At 64.0% G+C, this 16,556-nt stretch carries 22 protein-coding genes and 1 tRNA gene; 9 read left to right on the top strand and 14 right to left on the bottom strand.

What is annotated here, in order from left to right; translation table 11 throughout:
• Nucleotides 1-62: 62 nt before the first annotated feature.
• The gene (locus DBIPINDM_RS28635) at nucleotides 63-1,127 is read left to right on the top strand and encodes a YeiH family protein (RefSeq protein ID WP_258582343.1); all 1,065 of its coding nucleotides are present in this window, start codon (nucleotides 63-65) and stop codon (nucleotides 1,125-1,127) included.
• 189 nt (nucleotides 1,128-1,316) lie between these two features.
• Nucleotides 1,317-2,366, top strand: coding sequence for an alpha/beta hydrolase family protein (locus DBIPINDM_RS28630; protein WP_258582342.1), 1,050 nt, complete (start codon nucleotides 1,317-1,319; stop codon nucleotides 2,364-2,366).
• A gap of 260 nt (nucleotides 2,367-2,626) precedes the next feature.
• On the opposite strand, the gene DBIPINDM_RS28625 is transcribed toward DBIPINDM_RS28630, so the two are convergent.
• The gene (locus DBIPINDM_RS28625; RefSeq protein ID WP_258582341.1) at nucleotides 2,627-3,124 is read right to left on the bottom strand and encodes a GAF domain-containing protein; all 498 of its coding nucleotides are present in this window, start codon (nucleotides 3,122-3,124) and stop codon (nucleotides 2,627-2,629) included.
• A 66-nt stretch (nucleotides 3,125-3,190) separates the two neighbouring features.
• On the opposite strand from DBIPINDM_RS28625, the gene DBIPINDM_RS28620 reads away from it, so the two are divergent.
• Nucleotides 3,191-3,631 (top strand): NUDIX hydrolase, encoded by a 441-nt coding sequence (locus tag DBIPINDM_RS28620; RefSeq protein WP_258582340.1) that lies wholly within the window; start codon nucleotides 3,191-3,193, stop codon nucleotides 3,629-3,631.
• On the opposite strand, the gene DBIPINDM_RS28615 is transcribed toward DBIPINDM_RS28620, so the two are convergent.
• On the bottom strand, nucleotides 3,590-4,474 hold the full coding sequence (locus DBIPINDM_RS28615) for an AraC family transcriptional regulator (RefSeq protein WP_258582339.1): 885 nt from the start codon (nucleotides 4,472-4,474) through the stop codon (nucleotides 3,590-3,592). The two genes, DBIPINDM_RS28620 and DBIPINDM_RS28615, sit on opposite strands and share 42 nt — an antisense overlap.
• A 132-nt stretch (nucleotides 4,475-4,606) precedes the next feature.
• Nucleotides 4,607-5,491, bottom strand: a complete 885-nt coding sequence (locus tag DBIPINDM_RS28610; protein WP_416361716.1) for an AraC family transcriptional regulator N-terminal domain-containing protein — start codon at nucleotides 5,489-5,491, stop codon at nucleotides 4,607-4,609.
• A 191-nt stretch (nucleotides 5,492-5,682) separates the two neighbouring features.
• On the opposite strand from DBIPINDM_RS28610, the gene DBIPINDM_RS28605 reads away from it, so the two are divergent.
• The 3 genes from DBIPINDM_RS28605 to DBIPINDM_RS28595 are packed head-to-tail and all read left to right on the top strand — an operon-like array spanning nucleotide 5,683 to nucleotide 7,318.
• Nucleotides 5,683-6,417: an SDR family oxidoreductase gene (locus DBIPINDM_RS28605; RefSeq protein WP_258582338.1), complete on the top strand. Its 735-nt coding sequence runs from the start codon at nucleotides 5,683-5,685 to the stop codon at nucleotides 6,415-6,417.
• Between the two features lie 19 nt (nucleotides 6,418-6,436).
• Nucleotides 6,437-6,736, top strand: coding sequence for a hypothetical protein (locus DBIPINDM_RS28600; RefSeq protein ID WP_258582337.1), 300 nt, complete (start codon nucleotides 6,437-6,439; stop codon nucleotides 6,734-6,736).
• 12 nt (nucleotides 6,737-6,748) lie between these two features.
• Complete coding sequence (locus DBIPINDM_RS28595) at nucleotides 6,749-7,318, top strand: DNA-3-methyladenine glycosylase I (RefSeq protein WP_258582336.1); 570 nt, start codon at nucleotides 6,749-6,751, stop codon at nucleotides 7,316-7,318.
• A gap of 18 nt (nucleotides 7,319-7,336) precedes the next feature.
• On the opposite strand, the gene DBIPINDM_RS28590 is transcribed toward DBIPINDM_RS28595, so the two are convergent.
• The 3 genes from DBIPINDM_RS28590 to DBIPINDM_RS28580 all read right to left on the bottom strand — a co-directional run bounded on the left by DBIPINDM_RS28590 (nucleotide 7,337) and on the right by DBIPINDM_RS28580 (nucleotide 9,734).
• On the bottom strand, nucleotides 7,337-7,495 hold the full coding sequence (locus tag DBIPINDM_RS28590; protein ID WP_258582335.1) for a hypothetical protein: 159 nt from the start codon (nucleotides 7,493-7,495) through the stop codon (nucleotides 7,337-7,339).
• 150 nt (nucleotides 7,496-7,645) lie between these two features.
• A complete protein-coding gene (gene groL / locus DBIPINDM_RS28585) occupies nucleotides 7,646-9,277 on the bottom strand; it encodes a chaperonin GroEL (protein WP_258582334.1) in 1,632 nt (543 codons plus the stop codon).
• A 91-nt stretch (nucleotides 9,278-9,368) separates the two neighbouring features.
• Nucleotides 9,369-9,734 carry a co-chaperone GroES gene (locus DBIPINDM_RS28580; RefSeq protein ID WP_258582333.1) on the bottom strand — a complete coding sequence of 122 codons (366 nt, stop codon included), beginning with the start codon at nucleotides 9,732-9,734 and terminating at the stop codon, nucleotides 9,369-9,371.
• Nucleotides 9,735-9,981: 247 nt separating this feature from the next.
• On the opposite strand from DBIPINDM_RS28580, the gene DBIPINDM_RS28575 reads away from it, so the two are divergent.
• On the top strand, nucleotides 9,982-10,236 hold the full coding sequence (locus tag DBIPINDM_RS28575) for a hypothetical protein (RefSeq protein ID WP_258582332.1): 255 nt from the start codon (nucleotides 9,982-9,984) through the stop codon (nucleotides 10,234-10,236).
• The gene (locus DBIPINDM_RS28570) at nucleotides 10,233-10,499 is read left to right on the top strand and encodes a DUF1488 domain-containing protein (RefSeq protein WP_258582331.1); all 267 of its coding nucleotides are present in this window, start codon (nucleotides 10,233-10,235) and stop codon (nucleotides 10,497-10,499) included. Before DBIPINDM_RS28575 ends, DBIPINDM_RS28570 begins: the two co-directional genes overlap by 4 nt.
• Here DBIPINDM_RS28570 and DBIPINDM_RS28565 read toward each other — a convergent pair whose 3' ends face one another.
• The 7 genes from DBIPINDM_RS28565 to DBIPINDM_RS28535 all read right to left on the bottom strand — a co-directional run bounded on the left by DBIPINDM_RS28565 (nucleotide 10,500) and on the right by DBIPINDM_RS28535 (nucleotide 13,962).
• A complete protein-coding gene (locus DBIPINDM_RS28565; RefSeq protein ID WP_258582330.1) occupies nucleotides 10,500-10,724 on the bottom strand; it encodes a DUF6500 family protein in 225 nt (74 codons plus the stop codon). It lies immediately after the preceding gene.
• Between the two features lie 64 nt (nucleotides 10,725-10,788).
• Nucleotides 10,789-10,980 (bottom strand): hypothetical protein, encoded by a 192-nt coding sequence (locus tag DBIPINDM_RS28560; protein WP_258582329.1) that lies wholly within the window; start codon nucleotides 10,978-10,980, stop codon nucleotides 10,789-10,791.
• Nucleotides 10,981-10,991: 11 nt separating this feature from the next.
• Complete coding sequence (locus DBIPINDM_RS28555; protein ID WP_258582328.1) at nucleotides 10,992-11,198, bottom strand: hypothetical protein; 207 nt, start codon at nucleotides 11,196-11,198, stop codon at nucleotides 10,992-10,994.
• Between the two features lie 110 nt (nucleotides 11,199-11,308).
• Nucleotides 11,309-12,547: a CDF family Co(II)/Ni(II) efflux transporter DmeF gene (dmeF, locus tag DBIPINDM_RS28550; protein WP_258582327.1), complete on the bottom strand. Its 1,239-nt coding sequence runs from the start codon at nucleotides 12,545-12,547 to the stop codon at nucleotides 11,309-11,311.
• Between the two features lie 7 nt (nucleotides 12,548-12,554).
• Nucleotides 12,555-12,833, bottom strand: coding sequence for a metal/formaldehyde-sensitive transcriptional repressor (locus DBIPINDM_RS28545; protein WP_258582326.1), 279 nt, complete (start codon nucleotides 12,831-12,833; stop codon nucleotides 12,555-12,557).
• 158 nt (nucleotides 12,834-12,991) lie between these two features.
• Nucleotides 12,992-13,067: transfer RNA gene (locus tag DBIPINDM_RS28540), tRNA-Cys, on the bottom strand.
• Between the two features lie 121 nt (nucleotides 13,068-13,188).
• On the bottom strand, nucleotides 13,189-13,962 hold the full coding sequence (locus tag DBIPINDM_RS28535; protein WP_416361715.1) for a sulfite exporter TauE/SafE family protein: 774 nt from the start codon (nucleotides 13,960-13,962) through the stop codon (nucleotides 13,189-13,191).
• 163 nt (nucleotides 13,963-14,125) lie between these two features.
• Here DBIPINDM_RS28535 and DBIPINDM_RS28530 point away from each other — a divergent pair, with 163 nt between their 5' ends.
• Nucleotides 14,126-15,046: a LysR family transcriptional regulator gene (locus DBIPINDM_RS28530; RefSeq protein WP_258582324.1), complete on the top strand. Its 921-nt coding sequence runs from the start codon at nucleotides 14,126-14,128 to the stop codon at nucleotides 15,044-15,046.
• Between the two features lie 3 nt (nucleotides 15,047-15,049).
• Here the strand turns inward: DBIPINDM_RS28530 and DBIPINDM_RS28525 are convergent, their stop codons facing one another.
• On the bottom strand, nucleotides 15,050-16,108 hold the full coding sequence (locus tag DBIPINDM_RS28525; protein ID WP_416361714.1) for a diguanylate cyclase domain-containing protein: 1,059 nt from the start codon (nucleotides 16,106-16,108) through the stop codon (nucleotides 15,050-15,052).
• Nucleotides 16,109-16,556 lie beyond the last annotated feature (448 nt).

Below are 16,556 nucleotides of genomic sequence, written 5' to 3'. Positions count from 1 at the left end.
ATTCGTTGGAAAGATCGGTTCAGGAATGGCATTCTCCAGGGGTACTTGCCTGGAGAATTGCATTGCCTTCCGCCACTCACATCGCGAACGACATTCCGAAAAGCCTGATACCGGCCGATCTGGCGGCGGGCCGCAAGAGGCTCGATTCGGTGTGGAACGGCGTCATCCCCGGCATCGTGCTGGTGGCGATGATCACCGCTGTCGCCTTCTCGGCCCACAATGTCTCCGGCTTCGCCCTGTTCAGCCCGATGATTCTCGCCGTCGTCGCCGGCATGGTCTATTCCAACGTGCTCGGCACGCCCGCTCATGCCAAGGCCGGCATCGCTTTCTCGCAAAAGCGCCTGCTGCGCTTCGCCATCGTGCTGCTCGGCTTCCAGCTGACGCTCGGCCAGGTCGTCTCGATCGGCGCCGGCGGCGTCGGCATCGTGGCGGCGACGCTTGGCGCCACCTTCCTCTTCACCATCACGCTTGGCCGGCTGATCGGCGTCGACCGTAAGCTGGCGCAGCTGATCGCCGCCGGCACCTCGATCTGCGGCGCCTCGGCCATCGTCGCCACCAACATCGTCACCGATGCGCGCGACGAGGACGTCACCTATGCCGTCGCCTCGATCACGCTGTTCGGCACCCTCGCCATGCTCGGCTTCCCGTTGCTGGCGCCGGTGCTCGGCCTCGACCAGCATGCGTTCGGCCTGTGGGCCGGCGCCTCGATCCATGAGGTGGCGCAGGTCATCGGCGCCGGCTTCCAGAACGGCACCCAGTCCGGCGAGATCGCCACCGTCGCCAAGCTGACGCGCGTTGCCATGCTGGCGCCGATGGTCATCGCGCTTGGCCTGATGGCGCGCCGCAAGACGAGCGGCGACCAGTCTGCTGCACGGCCGCCCATGCCGTGGTTCGTCGCCGCTTTCATCGCCGTCGTGGCGCTGAACAGCCTGGTCACCGTGCCAGCCGAAGTGAAGGCGGCAATAGTGCTTGCCACCACCATCATGCTGACCATGGGGCTCGCCGCCATGGGCCTGCAGGCCGACATTTCACAGCTGCGTTCGCGCGGCCTGCGCCCGCTGGCGCTCGCCTTCTGCGCCTTCCTGTTCATCGGCAGCTTCAGCCTGATGCTGGTGAAGTTCGCCTAAGGAGGCAGCGCTCCACGGCGACGCCGTTCGCGCCGGGCGGTCCTCAATCACGATTAAGCACGTCCTCGATCATGATCGAGGTCTCACTCTGCGTTCGTATCCGCCGATATCGCGGCATGAACACAGCAACCGAACCGCCCGGGTGCCAGCCCCCAGCCTTGGCGCAAGCGTTCGGCAACGGAGATCTCAATGAAGTTCTGGACCATGCTTTGCACCATCCTTGTTTCGACAATTTTGATGCAACACCCGGCCGACGCCGGCGACACTGTCGGCGTTCGTCACTTTCCCGCCCCCTCCAGGGAACGCGGCATCGATCTCGACGTCACGGTTTGGTATCCGGCCCAGCCGGGCGGCGAGCCGGTCAACCTGGGCGACAGCAAGCTTTTCGTCGGCACCTCAGCCATGCGCGATGCGCCGATATCAGGTGGAAAATTTCCACTGATCCTGCTGTCGCATGGCGCCGGCCTGGCGGGAAACCCGCAGGCGCTGAGCTGGATTGCAACGCCTCTGGCCAGGCAGGGTTTCGTCGTCGCCGCTCCGACGCACCCGGGCAACACCGGGCCAAACAAATCCGCCACGGAGACAATGAAACTCTGGCTGCGCCCCGCCGACCTCACGGCGACGCTGGACGCGATAGGCAAGGACGCCTTCTTCGGTGATCATCTCGAGCAAGGCAAAGTCGGTGTTCTCGGCCTTTCCTTGGGCGGCAACACGGCACTTGCGATAACCGGCGCCCGCGTCGACCCGAAACTGCTGGCGGCCTATTGCGATACGGACCGGCTCAACGCCTCGCTTTGCCAGTGGATCAGGCAAAGTGGTGTCGATCTCCACGCCATGGATCTGCAGCCCGCCGGCCGCGACAACAGCGACGAACGCATTCGCTTCGCCATGGCAATCGATCCCGCGCCAGTCGATGTCTTCGACGTCAAAAGCTTCGCCGGCATCAGCATTCCGGTCGCCATCGTCAATCTTGGCCGGCCGGGAAAGATCCCGGCGACCGCCGACGCCTCCGGGATTGCGAAAGCGATTGCAAAGGCCAGCTACGCGACCATCGCGGATGCCAGCCACTACAGCATGTTCGGCGCGTGCAAGCCCGGTGCATTGGACATCATTGCGTCCGAAGAGATCGGTGACCCGGTGTGCGACGATGGGAATGGCCGATCGCGCGGCGCGATCCACGCGCAGCTGATTGATATGGCGGCTGCGGCGTTCGGCAGATCGTTGAAGGCAGAGCCGTAGGCCGGGATTCGCTTCAGCGTCGCAAATCCTTGAGATTGGCCGAGGCCTTCCCAACTTCGTCATCCTAGGGCGAAGCAGCCGCGCAGCGGCGTCGCGGAGACCCTAGGATCCATTCCGTGGCCTTGGTCACAGAGTGCAACGGAGCAGAATTCTGCACCGCGGCGGCGCCGAGAAGTCCCGGCATGGATCCTCGGGTCTGCGCCGCGTCGCTACGCTCCTTGCTCCGCCCGTGGATGACGAAAGAACGGATGTCGCCTCGCTCAATCCTCGAAGGAACTCGCCGCGGCATAGATCGCGGCGAGCGTTTCGATACCCGCCTGGTCGGCCTTGTCGAAGCGGCCGGGCAGCGGGCTGTCGAGATCGAGCACGCCGAAGACGCCTTCATCGTCTTCGAGCAGCACGACGAGTTCCGAGCGCGAATCGGCGTCGCAGGCGATGTGGCCGGGGAAATCATGCACGTCCTTGATCAGCATCGAGGTGCCAAGCTGCACCGCCGTTCCGCACACGCCCTTGCCGACCGCAATGCGCACGCAGGCCGGCTTGCCCTGGAAGGGTCCGAGCACCAGTTCCTCGTCCGAGGCCAGGAAATAGAAGCCGGCCCAGTTGAGGTCGGGCACCATCTGGAAGATCAGCGCCGCCGTGTTGGCGGCATTGGCGATCGAGTCGCTTTCGCCCTCAAGCAGCGCCTTCAACTGGGTGGCGAGGTCGCGGTAGAACGCGGCCTTGTCTGACGTATCGATGGCCTTGGCGGCGAACATGGCTTGTCTCCGAACTGAGAATCGCGGTTCCGTTCCGCAAGCAGCACCAAACCGGACGACATTAGCGTGAATTCCATCCCCGGCGAAAGCCGCAAGATCAGCATCGCCGCCGCAATCATCGCCGATGCATCGGGCAGACTGCTTCTAGTGCGCAAGCGCGGCACCAGCGCCTTCATGCAGCCTGGCGGCAAGATCGAGCCGCATGAAGAGCCCGTCGATGCGCTGGTGCGCGAATTGCGCGAGGAGCTCGGCCTGGTGATCGACCCCACCACGGCCACCCCGCTCGGCCTGTTTTTGGCCAAGGCCGCCAACGAGCCGGACAGCACGGTCGAGGCGGAACTGTTCACGGTTTCGATCGAGGCCGACCCCGTAACGGCCGCCGAGATCGAGGAGATGATCTGGCTCGACCCCGGCTCAGCCCACGATATCGAACTCGCGCCGCTGACCCGCGATGTGGTGCTGGGGCTATTTCAGCGGCAGAAAGAGTTCAACGACCACTTCGTGTAGCGGCCCTTCCGCGACGAGGGACAGGTGTCGTTGGCAATAGACCGGAAAGTCGCGCACTTCCTCGCCGCTGGCCGGAAGCCATTCACGATAAAGGTACAGTGCTGCGGGTTCGAGATTGTTGGTGTTGCCGGGGTAGCGCAGCACCGCACAGCGTCCGCCGGGGATCACGCCAGCCTTCATCTGCCCGTCATTCGCCTCGATCGGCTGGTCGGTGCCAACACAAATGTCCATGCTGTAATCGGCCGCGACCGCGGGCTCCCGTTCGGAACGGAAGACGTTGAAGGTCGGGCTTGTCTCGGGCGACAGGCCGTGGGCTTTGCGCCAGGCGATAAACCGCTGGATGGTGTCCTGGAGCGTCGCCCGGTCGCCGCGATGCTCCATAACAGCCACCGGCGTTGGCGGCACATCGCGGATCATCACGTCGTTATGGTCAAAGATTATCCGCATGAGCGTGTTCCTTGCTTTGTCGAAAGGCCCGAAGGCCATGAGCCACGCTCCCCAGTCGGGAGACTTCCGAAACGACGAAGGCGATTGTCCGAACCGTTGCCGAAAGGCGCGGGCGAAGGCATCCGGTGCGTCGTAACCGGCATCCATCGCTATGTCGGTGACGCTTTCGGCGTCGTTCCCGGCAAGCCTGTACGAAGCGCGCTTCAAGCGGGCGAGCTGGACATAGCGATGCACCGACACCCCGAAGGTTGACGTGAACTGCCGGTGGAAATGGTATTTCGAGAACGCCGCGACGCCGCTCAACGCTTCCAGATCCAGATCGCCATCCAGATGCTGGTCTATGTAGTCCAGCACCCGCTGCATCCGGGCATGGTAGTTTTCAAGTGCCGCCTTCAACGTCTCTTCTCCGTGGCAACACCAGATAGGCGCTCCCATACATGACACGCTCGACCGATCTTGCGGTTTGACGTGGGATCAACCGGTGCCCGCCAGCGGCCTCTTGCAGGCGCGCTGTATGTGTCCGTGATCCTATCGGCTTCCCACCACATCGCGCAGCGGTGGGCGGCCATAAAGCCGACTGTATTCGCGGCTGAACTGCGACGGGCTCTGATAGCCGACGCTGTAGCCGGCCGAGCCGACATCCAGCCGTTCAGCCAGCATCAGCCGCCGCGCTTCGTGCAGGCGCAGCTGCTTCTGGTACTGCATCGGCGTCATCGCCGTGACCGCCTTGAAGTGATGATGCAGCGAGGACGGGCTCATGCCGACATGCTGTGCCAGTTCCTCGATACGCAATGGCCGCGTGAAATTCAGCCGCAGCCAGGCGATCGCCTGGGCAATCCGGTTGGTCGGCGTTTCCAGCATGGCGATCTGCAGCAAGGCCGGACCGAACGGACCGGTTGCCACGCGATAAAGGATTTCCTGCTCGATCAATGGTGCCATGGCGGGAATATCGCGTGGTCGATCCAGCAGGCGCAGCAGCCGTACGACAGCATCGAGCAAGTCGGGCGGCGCCTTGTTGACCGCCACCGCCCGCATGTCGTGCGGGGCGGCCGGCGCCATGCCGGAGCGGCCGAACAGTTCCTTCAGCCGCTCCGGCTCGATCCTGAGACCAAGCCCAAGGTTCGGCACCTGCGGGCTCGCCTCCGTCACCCGCGACACGACCGGCAGGTCGAGCGACACGACCAGATAATCGCCAACGCCATAGGTATGGAGTTCCGACCCGAGCGCCAGGCTTTTCGCGCCTTGCACAACCAGCGCGAAGCAGGGCCATTGCGCGGTATGAACGCTTTTGTCGGTCGAGGAACGCCGGCTGAAGAACAAGGTGTCGATCGCCGTCGCGCACTCCTCGTCCTCACCCGTGAAGCGGCTGATGATCGACGCCATCTCGCCATAAGGGTCGCCAGCGAGCGTCAAACGGCACCTGAACTCTTCGAAATCATCATGACGCCGATCATATCCGATCCTGCAATCCGGGCCAGCGGCGACAGCAGAGCTTTGCAGGATCGTGCATGAATCTTGCAGGATCGCGATAACGCCCGGCGGCCGCTCCGTCGCATAACGCCGTCAGCGGGAGCTTGCCTCCCAACCAACAGGCGGAGCCCTTCATGACAAGTTCACCCGGCAAGGTCGTCCTGATCACCGGCGCCTCGAGCGGCATCGGCGCAGCCACGGCCCGCCACCTCGCGGAGCGTGGCCACAGCATCGTGCTCGGCGCCCGGCGCACCGGTCGCATCGCCACGATCGCGCGAGACATCGAACTGGCCGGCGGCCAGGCATTTTTCCGGGAACTCGATGTCACCGACCTCGACAGCGTAAAGGCCTTCGTCGCCGCCGCTCATGAGCGCCATGGCCGGGTCGATGTGCTGGTCAACAATGCCGGCGTGATGCCGCTGTCGTTCGTGGCCGAATTGCGCATCGACGACTGGAACCGCATGATCGACGTCAATCTGCGTGGCGTGCTCAACGGCATCGCCGCCGTGCTGCCTGTCATGACCGAACAGAAATCCGGCCACATCATCAACGTCGCCTCGGTCTCCGGCCACCGCGTCGACCCCACGGCCGCCGTCTACAGCGCCACCAAATTCGCCGTCAGGGCGCTGTCGGAAGGGCTGCGCCAGGAAAGCCGCGACCTGCGCGTGACGGTGGTCAGCCCCGGCCTCACCCGCACCGAGCTGTTCGACGGCATCGCCAACCCGCAGGTCGAGGCCGGCGCCCGCGCCATGCTGGATGAGGCCTCCATCCCGCCCGGTGCGATTGCCGAAGCGATCGGCTTTGCCATCGGCCAGCCGGATGGCGTCGACGTCAACGAACTGGTCGTGCGCCCGACGGCGCAGGGCTGAGCACCAGCGGAGAGATGACATGACCGAAGCGATCGAAGTCACGACGTTCAGGCTGAACGGCCAGTCCTGCGCCGAGTTCATCGCCGCAAATGCCGATATCGACGCCTGGCTGAAGCGCCAGCCGGGCTTCCTGTCGCGCCGCATCGCCGAGCGCGACGACGGCACCATTGTCGACGTGCTGATCTGGGGTTCAGTCGAGGCCGGCCGCAAGGCGGCAGGCGGCATCATGACCGAGATGGGCCATTCGCCGGTGCATGCGATGATCGACCAGCGCACTGTGGACTGGACCGTGGCGCCGGTTCGCCACAGTATCGGGTGACGGAGGATCAGGATGGACAATCACGCACATCATCGCTGCGGCTGGGCCGAAGGCGACCCGCTGATGCGCGCCTATCACGACGAGGAATGGGGCGTTCCGCAGCATGACGCCCGCATGCTGTGGGAAATGCTGATGCTGGAAGGGTTTCAGGCCGGTCTTGCCTGGATCATCGTGCTCAGGAAGCGCGAAGCCTTTCGTGCCGGCTTCGCCGGTTTCGACCCACAGAAAGTCGCGCGCTTCGGCGCGGCCGACATCGAGCGCCTGATGGCCGATCCCGGCATCATCCGCGCCCGCGCCAAGATCGAAGCGACGATCGGCGGCGCGCAGATCTTCTGCGAGATGGCGGAGCGCGGCGAGAGTTTTGCCGACTTCTGCTGGTCGTTCACCGATGGCAAGGTGGTGAAAAGCGACGGCCACGGCTTCATCGCCTCATCGCCACTCTCCGAACGGATTTCCAAGGAGATGAAGCGCCGCGGCTTCAAATTCGTCGGCCCGACCATCGTCTACGCCTGGATGCAGGCGATCGGCATCGTCAACGACCACGCCGCCGGCTGCTTCCGGCGAGCGCAAGTCGCGCTCTGATCGGGGGCGTCAGCCGCCCTACATCGGGCGCTTGGGCTCGCTCTTTGGTGGCGTTGCCGTGTCGGAATCGGATTTCTTGTGCTTGTCGGCGGCAATCCTGCGGATGCGGTCGAAGCGGCTTTCCTCGGTTTTTTCGGTCGTGACGACCGTCTCTGGCTTCTGCACGAACGTGATCATGGATCCGTCTCCTGGGCTAGAGGCCTGCGCGCCGGGAGAGAATCCCCCGGCGGTAATCATTTCAACTCCTGTGACGAGCTGGCTTGGTCGGAATCACGTCAGATCCGGAAGATGGCTCCTGAGAAGCCACCTTCGCAGACCGGCTGAATTCTAGTAGCCGCCCATGCCGCCGCCGCCACCGCCTGCCGGTGCCGCATCCTTGGCCGGAATGTCGGTGATCATCGCCTCGGCGGTGATCAGAAGCGCGGCGATTGAGCCGGCGTCCTGCAGTGCGGTGCGCACGACCTTTGCCGGATCGACGATGCCGGCCTTGATCATGTCGACATAGGTCTCGTTCTGGGCGTCAAAACCCTGATTGTGGTCCTTGCTGTCGGTGAGCTTGCCGACGACGATCGAGCCTTCGACGCCGGAATTCTCGGCGATCTGGCGGATCGGCGCTTCGAGCGCGCGCAGCACGATCGAGATACCCGCAGCGACATCGTCATTGGCGCCGGTCAGACCTGACAGCGCCGACCTGGCACGCAGCAGAGCCACGCCGCCGCCAGGCACGATGCCTTCTTCAACCGCCGCGCGCGTTGCGTTCAGCGCGTCGTCGATGCGGTCCTTCTTTTCCTTCACTTCCGACTCGGTGACGCCGCCGACGCGGATGACGGCAACGCCGCCCGACAGCTTGGCCAGCCGCTCCTGCAGCTTCTCCTTGTCGTAGTCGGAAGTGGTCTCCTCGATCTGGCCCTTGATCTGGGCGACGCGCGCCTGGATCGTCGCCTTGGTGCCGGCGCCGTCGATGATCGTGGTGGTGTCCTTCTCGATCAGCACGCGCTTGGCACGGCCGAGCATCTCGATGGTGACGTTTTCGAGCTTGATGCCGAGGTCCTCGGAAATCATCTGGCCTGCAGTCAGCACCGCGATGTCTTCCAGCATCGCCTTGCGGCGATCACCGAAGCCCGGCGCCTTGACGGCCGCGACCTTCAGGCCGCCGCGCAATTTGTTGACGACCAGCGTGGCGAGAGCCTCGCCTTCGACGTCTTCCGAAATGATCAAGAGCGGCCTGCCGCTCTGCACCACCGCTTCGAGGATCGGCAGCATCGCCTGCAGATTGCCGAGTTTCTTCTCGTGGATGAGGACGTAGGGCTCTTCGAGCTCGACGCGCATCTTGTCGGCATTGGTGACGAAATACGGGCTGAGATAGCCGCGGTCGAACTGCATGCCCTCGACGACGTCGAGTTCGGTTTCGGCGGTCTTGGCTTCCTCGACGGTGATGACGCCGTCATTGCCGACCTTGTCCATCGCCTTGGCGATCATCTCGCCGACGCTGGTGTCGCCATTGGCGGCGATGGTGCCTACCTGCGCGATCTCGGCCGACGACTTGACCTTCTTGGAGCGCGCCTGGATTTCCTTGACCACCGCGCTAACCGCCTGGTCGATGCCGCGCTTGAGGTCCATCGGGTTCATGCCGGCGGCGACCAGCTTGGCGCCTTCGCGCAGGATCGAGGCGGCCAGCACCGTGGCGGTGGTCGTGCCGTCACCGGCGAGGTCGTTGGTCTTCGAGGCCACTTCGCGCACCATCTGCGCGCCCATGTTCTCGAACTTGTCACTAAGCTCGATTTCCTTGGCGACGGTGACGCCGTCCTTGGTGATGCGCGGCGCGCCATAGGCCTTGTCGATGATGACGTTGCGGCCCTTGGGGCCGAGCGTCACCTTGACGGCGTTGTTGAGGAGCTCGACGCCGCGCAGCATGCGGTCGCGTGCATCGGTGGAGAATTTGATTTCCTTGGCAGACATGGTTTTTATCCAGTTCGGTTGAGGAAGGCAGAGCCTCCATGATCAATCTCTGAGCGTCCTTGCGCGTCCCGAAGGACACGCGGCACGCCGATCAGGCAGCCTTCTTGGCGGCCACGGTCTTGGTCTTGGCGGCCACGGTCTTCTCGGTGGCTGCCTCGCCAGTCTCGCCCTTGTCGATGACACCCATGATGTCGGCTTCCTTCATGATCAGAAGGTCCTCGCCGTCGATCTTGACCTCGGTGCCCGACCATTTGCCGAACAGGATCAGGTCGCCGGCCTTGACGTCGAGCGGAACAAGCGCGCCGTTTTCGTCGCGTGCGCCGGGGCCGACGGCGATGACTTCGCCTTGCTGCGGCTTTTCCTTGGCATTGTCGGGAATGATGATGCCGCCCTTGGATTTGATATCGCCTTCGGCGCGCCGGATGACGACGCGGTCGTGGAGTGGCCGAAACTTCATGAAAACTTCTTTCTGGGGCCGGCTTAGGCGGCCGCTTCCCCCATATAGGCGCTTTGGCACTCGATAGATAGGAGTGCCAAAAATTATTCACGGCGGGGATTAAATATTGAAAAGTATTATTTCGACCGGCGATTTCGTGATATCGCAAATGGCATAAATAATTCAAAAAATTGAATTTTGCCGGTCGAGTGCCTATTTATCGGACAAGTTCATTTTCACGATTTCAAACGCAAGGGAGATTTGTTCGATGGCCGAAGGCAATCAGACGATCATGGAAAAAGCTGAAGCCCGCTTTGTCGACAAGCAGAAGAAGACGGCCGAGCGCAACAAGGCGACCGCCGAGTACATGTCCGAGGCGAAGGCCAGGGAGATCAAGACGGCAAAGCTCAGGATCTTGCGGCTGGCCAAGGAAGAGGCCGACCGTGTCGCCGAAGCCTTGAACCCGACGCCGAAGAAGAAGCGGGCGACCAAGAAGGCCGCCACAACGGAGGTCAAGACATGAGCCTCACCTTTCCCAACCGCAGCCGCAGCTATGACGAAGCCGGCAAGCGCATCCGTTTCGTCGGCCATGACGGCATGTTCCAGATCTCCTTCTCGGTCGCCGCCGATGCGATGACCAGGATGCAGCCGGCAACCGCGGCCAACGAGGCAGGTTACCTCGCCACATTCGACACGCAGAGCAGCGCCATCCGTGACGTGGCGTCGAGGGCTTACGACCGCACCCGCAAGAGCATGTATGTGCTGACGGCCGCTGACTTCGGCTGATCAGCCTAGGTCCATACCCTCGATCATCGTGCGTATCTTCGCAGCCTTTTCGAAATGATCGAGGCGGTGGGTTCTGATCCACCATTCTGCTGCTTCCATCAGCAGTTCGGGGTCGTCATTCCTGTTGGCGAAAAACGCGTAAAACGACACGCCGACGGCGGGCCCTTTCTCGGAGATCTTGCGGTCGCAGACATCCAGTATCTTTTGCCTCAGGCTCGCTTTCACGGGAATCCTCTGGTTTTGGTTCGGCGGGGTCTTGGCCCACCCTTTGAGCCGGCAGCCGGAACGTTCAATCCTTGCGCTCCGCCCTCTCCCGGCGCCTGACGTCGCGCATATTCATCTGCACGACCATGTCCTCGGCCTCGCGCGGGCTCATGCCGACCATCACTTTTTGCCTGACCACGGCTGGCTGACCGGTGAAGACATCGACTATGGTCCAGCTCTGGGGAAGCTCCATGCGCAGTGTGTAGCGATTGGCCATGCTGGCTTACCTCAGCCCTGCATCATGAAAAACACCGCTCCCAGGACCAGCATCGTCCAGGCGATCACCGACAACTTCAGTGCCATGCCGCCATGCGCGGCCAGAAGCTCCCGCAAGCGCGGCACGATGCCTGCCGAAGCGACCGGCGCGGCCAGAACAGCCACACGTGCCTTGACACCAAGTTTTCCAAAGACCGGCAGCAGTGACGGTTCACGCACGAAAATGACCTCGACTGTCGGGGAAAATCGGAGCGAGCATGCTCGCGCCCTTCCATAGCACTCTTTTCGCGAGCGCCCTGCATGCCAAATGCAAATAGGCAGTGGCGGATCTACGCTGCCTTCCTGACCTCGATCGTCAGGTGCGACAGGGAGCGAAACCGCGCCAGCCGGCTGCGGTAGTAGTCCTCTTGCCGGCGCGTCGGCGTCACCACCGAGATGATGGCGCCGAGATGTCCGGGGCCCAGCCGCCACAAATGCAGGTCGGCAAGCTGGTCGCCCTCGCTCTCGATGGTCCGGCGCAGGTTCTCCGCCATGCCGCGGTCGGGATTCATGTCGAGCAGGACAGCACTTGTGTCGCGGATCAGGCCGAGTGCCCAGCTGGCAATCACCACCGCCCCCACAATGCCGGCAAGCGGATCCATCCACAGCCAGCCAAAGGCGCGGGCCAGAAGCAAGCCGATAATGACCAGTACGGAGACCGCCGCGTCCGCAATGACATGGACGACGGCGGCGCGCATGTTGTTGTCATGCGTCGCCTTGCCGTGCGCATGCTCATGTTCCTCGAACAGGACCGGATAGGTCTGCCCGCTTATGGTGACATGGGCCTCGAAGGCGTGCGGCTCGGGAATCTCCTCGATGGATTCCAGACCGTCGCCCAAATCCCGGAATGTGAAAATCTGCCGTGTGCCATCCGGCCGCGCGGTTTCTATTGAGACGGAGGATGAAGCGAGCGCCGTGCCCGATCCGGAGCGCAGCCGGAAGCGCGGTGGCACGCCGTCTTCGAACACCTCCAGCACGATCTCGCCATCCGCCGTGGCGATCCGATGCGTTTCGTCATGCTCATGCCCCGCCGCCGCATGGCTGTGGCCATGAGTGTGGCTATGGCCATGATGATCGCCGCCGCTGAGCAGCCATGCGCTGGCGATGTTGACGGCAAGGCCAAGGCAGGCGACGGGAATCGCCTCGGCAAAATGGATCGGCACGGGCGCATAGAGGCGCGTGACGGATTCGTAGCCGATCAACAGCGCGATCATGGCCAGGATGATGGCGCTGGTGAAGCCGGCGAGGTCGCCGAGCTTGCCGGTGCCGAAAGTGAAGCGCTGATCGCCGGCATGACGGCGCGCATAGGTATAGGCAAGCGCCGCCAGCAGCAGCGCGCCGGCATGCGTGCTCATATGCAGCCCGTCGGCGACAAGGGCGATCGAGCCGAACAAAAGGCCGCCGACGATCTCGGCCACCATCATGACCGCGCAGAGCCAGATCACCGCCCAGGTCTTGCGTTCGCTCTTCTGGTGTTCCTCGCCCAGGAACATATGGCTGTGGACAGTCGGGCTGTTTGCTGTGGTCATGCGGACCTCACTTCACGTAGGTGCGGATGACATCGAGCAGCTGGTCGACCGCTTCGCTGTTGAGCGCGCCAGGATGGCGTTCGGAATCGACGAGATGCGTGCGCACGTGATCCTCGATCACCTCGCCCATCAGCCCGGTCATCGCGCCGCGCGCGCCGGCGATGAGATGCATGACCGCCTCGCAGCCGGCCTCGCTGTCGAGCGCCCGCTCGATGGCCTCGACCTGCCCCCGGATGCGGCGCACGCGCGCCAAAAGCTTCTGTTTTTCCCGTATCGTATGTGTCATACCGACTAGTATAGCATAGCCCCCTATCCTATACAAGAATGCAGGTGGGAAGCCCGACCCTTGCTCGACGCATCGGGCGCTGCATCTCCAACTTCTAGTCGTGCTCTATTGTCTGGCCTTCAGAGGCGAGCCGCTCAACGTGATGTTGACCAGTTTTTTGGAGGCCTCGCCTCGGGATCGAACCGAGGCTTCAGAGATTTGCAGTCTCCAGCGTAGCCGCTCCGCCACGAGGCCATTGCGGTCGACCTAACGGGGAAATGTTTGCGGAAAAGTTAAGCCCGAAGGCTGTTCTGTCGGCACTTTGCGAAATGCCTTTCCGCGTCGTCACGCCACTGCTTTTTCGGCGCGGAGCTGCTCACCGGCCGAGGATGGAATCCAGCGCCGGAAGGCTGACGATCGACGCCATGGCGATGAGGCCGTAGCAGGCCCAGCGAAAGCCGCGCTCACTGGTGCGTCCGAACAGAAGCGAGCCGAGATAGAGGCCAAATCCATAGAACGGGCCTGTCACCAGCGCCAGACCAAGAACGGGCAGCGTGATCAGCCCACCGGCCAGGTAACTTGCGGCGGTCAGCGCGCTCGACAGGGCGAAATACAAGACGATGTTGGCGCGCACGACCTCGCCATTGCCACCCCCGCCAAGCCAATAGGCCACGACCGGCGGACCGCCGACCTGGGCGGCGCCGGAGAAGAAGCCGGCGAGCCCGCCGACGCCAACCATCAGCGGCGTCGCCGGGCGGCCATGGTAGCGCCAGCCCGACATCAAAAGGCCAAGCAGCAGCACCACCAGAGCCACGATGCCCCAGCGCAGCGTGAGCGGGTCCATCCGCGTCAGCGCATAGGTGCCGAGGGGAACGCCGACCAGCGCGCCGAGCGTCATCGTGCCGACGCTCGGCCGGTCCGCCAGCAGCCAGCCGCGCGGCAGCAGGCCAAGGGCGGCGACCGCATCGATGATCAGCAGCAGCGGCGCCGTCGATTGCGGCCCGATGATCGAGCTCGCCAGCGGCATGAAGATCAGCGCCGCGCCGAAGCCGGAAAACCCGCGCGCCAGGCCGGCAATGAAAGCGACGGCTAGCAGGAACAGCACTGCGCCTTCGGAATGGCCGGAAACAGACAGATCGGCCATGCTCATATCCGATCAGAGTTGCGGCCCGGGTGCCTCGGCGCGTGCCAGCGATGACATTGATGAGTGTGGTCTTCGCGGATCACGGCGACTCTCCGGTGATGGACACAGCGACCCTAACGCAGCATTCTCGCAGCTTCATGCTGAAAGATCACCGCATAGAGCTGCAAAAATGCACGACATCGACTGGAACGACCTGCGCTACGTGCTGGCGCTGACCCGCGAAGGCTCCTTCGCTGCCGCCGGCCGGCGGCTTGGACTGGATCCGACAACGGTGGCGCGGCGCCTGCGGGCGATCGAGCGTGCGCTCGGTGTGCGCCTGTTCGAACGCGGCGCCGAAGGCGAAATGCGGCCGACGCAGGCCGGCGAGGTCGCGGCCAGCCGGGCGGAAGCGGTGGAGGCCGAGATCGGCGGGCTGACACTCGCGGTCAAGGGCGCCGACAGCGAGATCAGCGGCACGGTGCGGGTCACCGCCGTGCCGATCCTGATCAACCGGGTGCTGATCCCCGCTGTGGCAGACCTTGTCGCCCGCCATCCGGGATTGCGGCTGGAATTGGTCGCCGACCCCCACGATGTCAGCCTGACCCGCCGCGAGGCGGACATTGCGCTGCGGCTCGCACGGCCCGGTACGGAATCCGGCAGCCGGATCATCGCCAGGCGCATAGGCACGCTCGCCTATGCCGCCTATGCCGCGAGCCACGTCCCGGCACCCAGTTTGCCCGGGCAGATCACCGACTTACCCGGGCAGGCCACGGACCTGCCCTGGCTGACCTATGAGGACGGCATGGCGTACCTGCCGCAGGCGCGCTGGATCGCCGGCGTTTCCCGCAAGGATGGTCATGCGCCACTCGTCGTCAACGATGCCGAACCGCTGCTGCACGCGATCCTGGCCGGCCTTGGCCGCTCGCTGCTGCCCTGCATTGTCGCCGATCAGATGACGGGGCTCACGCGCCTGCCGGAGGACGGCCATCCCTTCCCCGCGCGCGAATTGTGGCTGCTGACGCATCCCGATCTTCGCCACCTCGCCCGCATCGCGGCGGTCACCGCCTGGATCGAAGCGACAATCCAGCGGCTCGAGGGCAGGAGCGACTAGTCTTTACGCCGCAGCACTCCGGCCTTTCGCACCGGCTTCCGCCTTGAAGATGCGGAACGTGTTGCGCCCTGCCGCCTTGGCGACATAGAGCGCGGCGTCGGCCTGCGCGAACAGGTCGCACGGCGCGCCGGCCCCGGCAAACGCAATGCCGACCGAGGCGCCCAGCCTCAGCGACTGGCCGCGAACCGCGATCGGCTTGCCCATCCTCTCGATGATCTCGCGCGCCACGCCGGAGACAGCACCCCGGTCGAGATGCGCTCCGAGCAGCACCGCGAACTCGTCGCCGCCGACGCGCGCCACCAGATCCGCCTCGCCGCAGCCGCCGGCAAGGCGCTCGGCCGCCGCCTTCAGGCACTCGTCGCCGACGACATGGCCGAACGTGTCGTTGACCGCCTTGAAGCCGTCGAGGTCGATCAACAGCAGCGCGCCGAGTGGAGGGCTGGCATCCACCTGCGCCAGCCGCGCCTGGAACCGGGCGCGGTTGGCCAGCCCGGTCATGGCATCGAATTCGGCGAGATAGCGCATTCGGTCCGACAGGATCTTTTCCTCGGTGATGTCCTGCTTCATGCCGAAGATGCGCACCGGCACACCTTCCTCGCACTCGACGGTCGCGGTGATGCGGATCCAGCGGCTGTGTCCGGCGAAAGTGGTGATTTCGGCGTCGAGGCTGAAGCCGCTGCGCTCGGCGATCGCCCGGCTGCGCAAACTGTCCAGCGCCTTGCGCGACTCCGCCGGATAGCACTTGATGATCTGCGAGCGATCGAGGACCGAGCCGCGCGGCAGATCGAACAGATCATAGACCACATCGGTCCAGTGCAGTTGCTCGCCGGGCAGGCTGCATTCCCACACGCCGATGCGCGCGGCGACCGAGGCGCGGTCGAAGATCTTGCGGCTGTGCGCCAGCGAAACCTCCTGCATGGCAATGAGCGCGGCCTGCTCGGCAAGTTCCGTCTTGAGGCGAGCAATGGCGGCGGCATTGCGACGGCGCTCGTCGGCGCTGTCATGCCCTACCCGCTTGCCGGGCTGCGCCGGGCCTTTCGGAGCGAATGATGGATCGGGCAATGGCGGAACTCCTGGCGGGCGACTACCATGACGCAACAGCCCTTAAAACTTCGCTGACAATCCGTGGGTTCCTCGCCCCGGTAAACGGCTACGCTATGCACACATCTTCTGTGACTGGCGTGACTGATCGGCCCGAGGCTTGATTGCCAGGTGGTTCCCCCAATCCGTCGCTGCTTCGCAGCGCCACCTTTCCCCCCTCCGGAGGGAAAGGAAGGGAGCGTTGCTGGACGAGCGTAGACGGCAAAAAGCTTGGCGCCTTTCCTCTACCCCGTCGATCGGGGGAGAGGTGGCTCGGCGAAGCCGAGACGGAGTGGGGGTCGACCAGCGCCGCATAAGAAAATGCATGCGCCAAGCTGCCATGCACGCTATCGCCAAAGACCAGCTGCTTGGAAATGTGTGCATGCCGCAGCCACTCCCGTGGGGGCGAGGAACCCCGGCCTTGCTAGCC

Origin of the sequence: Mesorhizobium sp. AR02 (assembly GCF_024746835.1) — a bacterium.
Classification (GTDB): Bacteria; Pseudomonadota; Alphaproteobacteria; order Rhizobiales; family Rhizobiaceae; genus Mesorhizobium.
Note: the sequence above shows the minus strand (reverse complement) of the source record. Positions and strands in the feature narration are given on the sequence as shown.

Excerpts from the sequence above, each read along its gene's own strand:
- DBIPINDM_RS28630 (WP_258582342.1), top strand. The coding sequence starts at position 1,317 with ATGAAGTTCTGGACCATGCTTTGCACCATCCTTGTTTCGACAATTTTG.
- DBIPINDM_RS28625 (WP_258582341.1), bottom strand. The coding sequence starts at position 3,124 with ATGTTCGCCGCCAAGGCCATCGATACGTCAGACAAGGCCGCGTTCTAC.
- DBIPINDM_RS28605 (WP_258582338.1), top strand. The coding sequence starts at position 5,683 with ATGACAAGTTCACCCGGCAAGGTCGTCCTGATCACCGGCGCCTCGAGC.
- DBIPINDM_RS28600 (WP_258582337.1), top strand. The coding sequence starts at position 6,437 with ATGACCGAAGCGATCGAAGTCACGACGTTCAGGCTGAACGGCCAGTCC.
- DBIPINDM_RS28595 (WP_258582336.1), top strand. The coding sequence starts at position 6,749 with ATGGACAATCACGCACATCATCGCTGCGGCTGGGCCGAAGGCGACCCG.
- DBIPINDM_RS28590 (WP_258582335.1), bottom strand. The coding sequence starts at position 7,495 with ATGATCACGTTCGTGCAGAAGCCAGAGACGGTCGTCACGACCGAAAAA.
- groL (WP_258582334.1), bottom strand. The coding sequence starts at position 9,277 with ATGTCTGCCAAGGAAATCAAATTCTCCACCGATGCACGCGACCGCATG.
- DBIPINDM_RS28580 (WP_258582333.1), bottom strand. The coding sequence starts at position 9,734 with ATGAAGTTTCGGCCACTCCACGACCGCGTCGTCATCCGGCGCGCCGAA.
- DBIPINDM_RS28575 (WP_258582332.1), top strand. The coding sequence starts at position 9,982 with ATGGCCGAAGGCAATCAGACGATCATGGAAAAAGCTGAAGCCCGCTTT.
- DBIPINDM_RS28570 (WP_258582331.1), top strand. The coding sequence starts at position 10,233 with ATGAGCCTCACCTTTCCCAACCGCAGCCGCAGCTATGACGAAGCCGGC.
- DBIPINDM_RS28560 (WP_258582329.1), bottom strand. The coding sequence starts at position 10,980 with ATGGCCAATCGCTACACACTGCGCATGGAGCTTCCCCAGAGCTGGACC.
- dmeF (WP_258582327.1), bottom strand. The coding sequence starts at position 12,547 with ATGACCACAGCAAACAGCCCGACTGTCCACAGCCATATGTTCCTGGGC.
- DBIPINDM_RS28545 (WP_258582326.1), bottom strand. The coding sequence starts at position 12,833 with ATGACACATACGATACGGGAAAAACAGAAGCTTTTGGCGCGCGTGCGC.
- DBIPINDM_RS28535 (WP_416361715.1), bottom strand. The coding sequence starts at position 13,962 with ATGAGCATGGCCGATCTGTCTGTTTCCGGCCATTCCGAAGGCGCAGTG.
- DBIPINDM_RS28530 (WP_258582324.1), top strand. The coding sequence starts at position 14,126 with ATGCACGACATCGACTGGAACGACCTGCGCTACGTGCTGGCGCTGACC.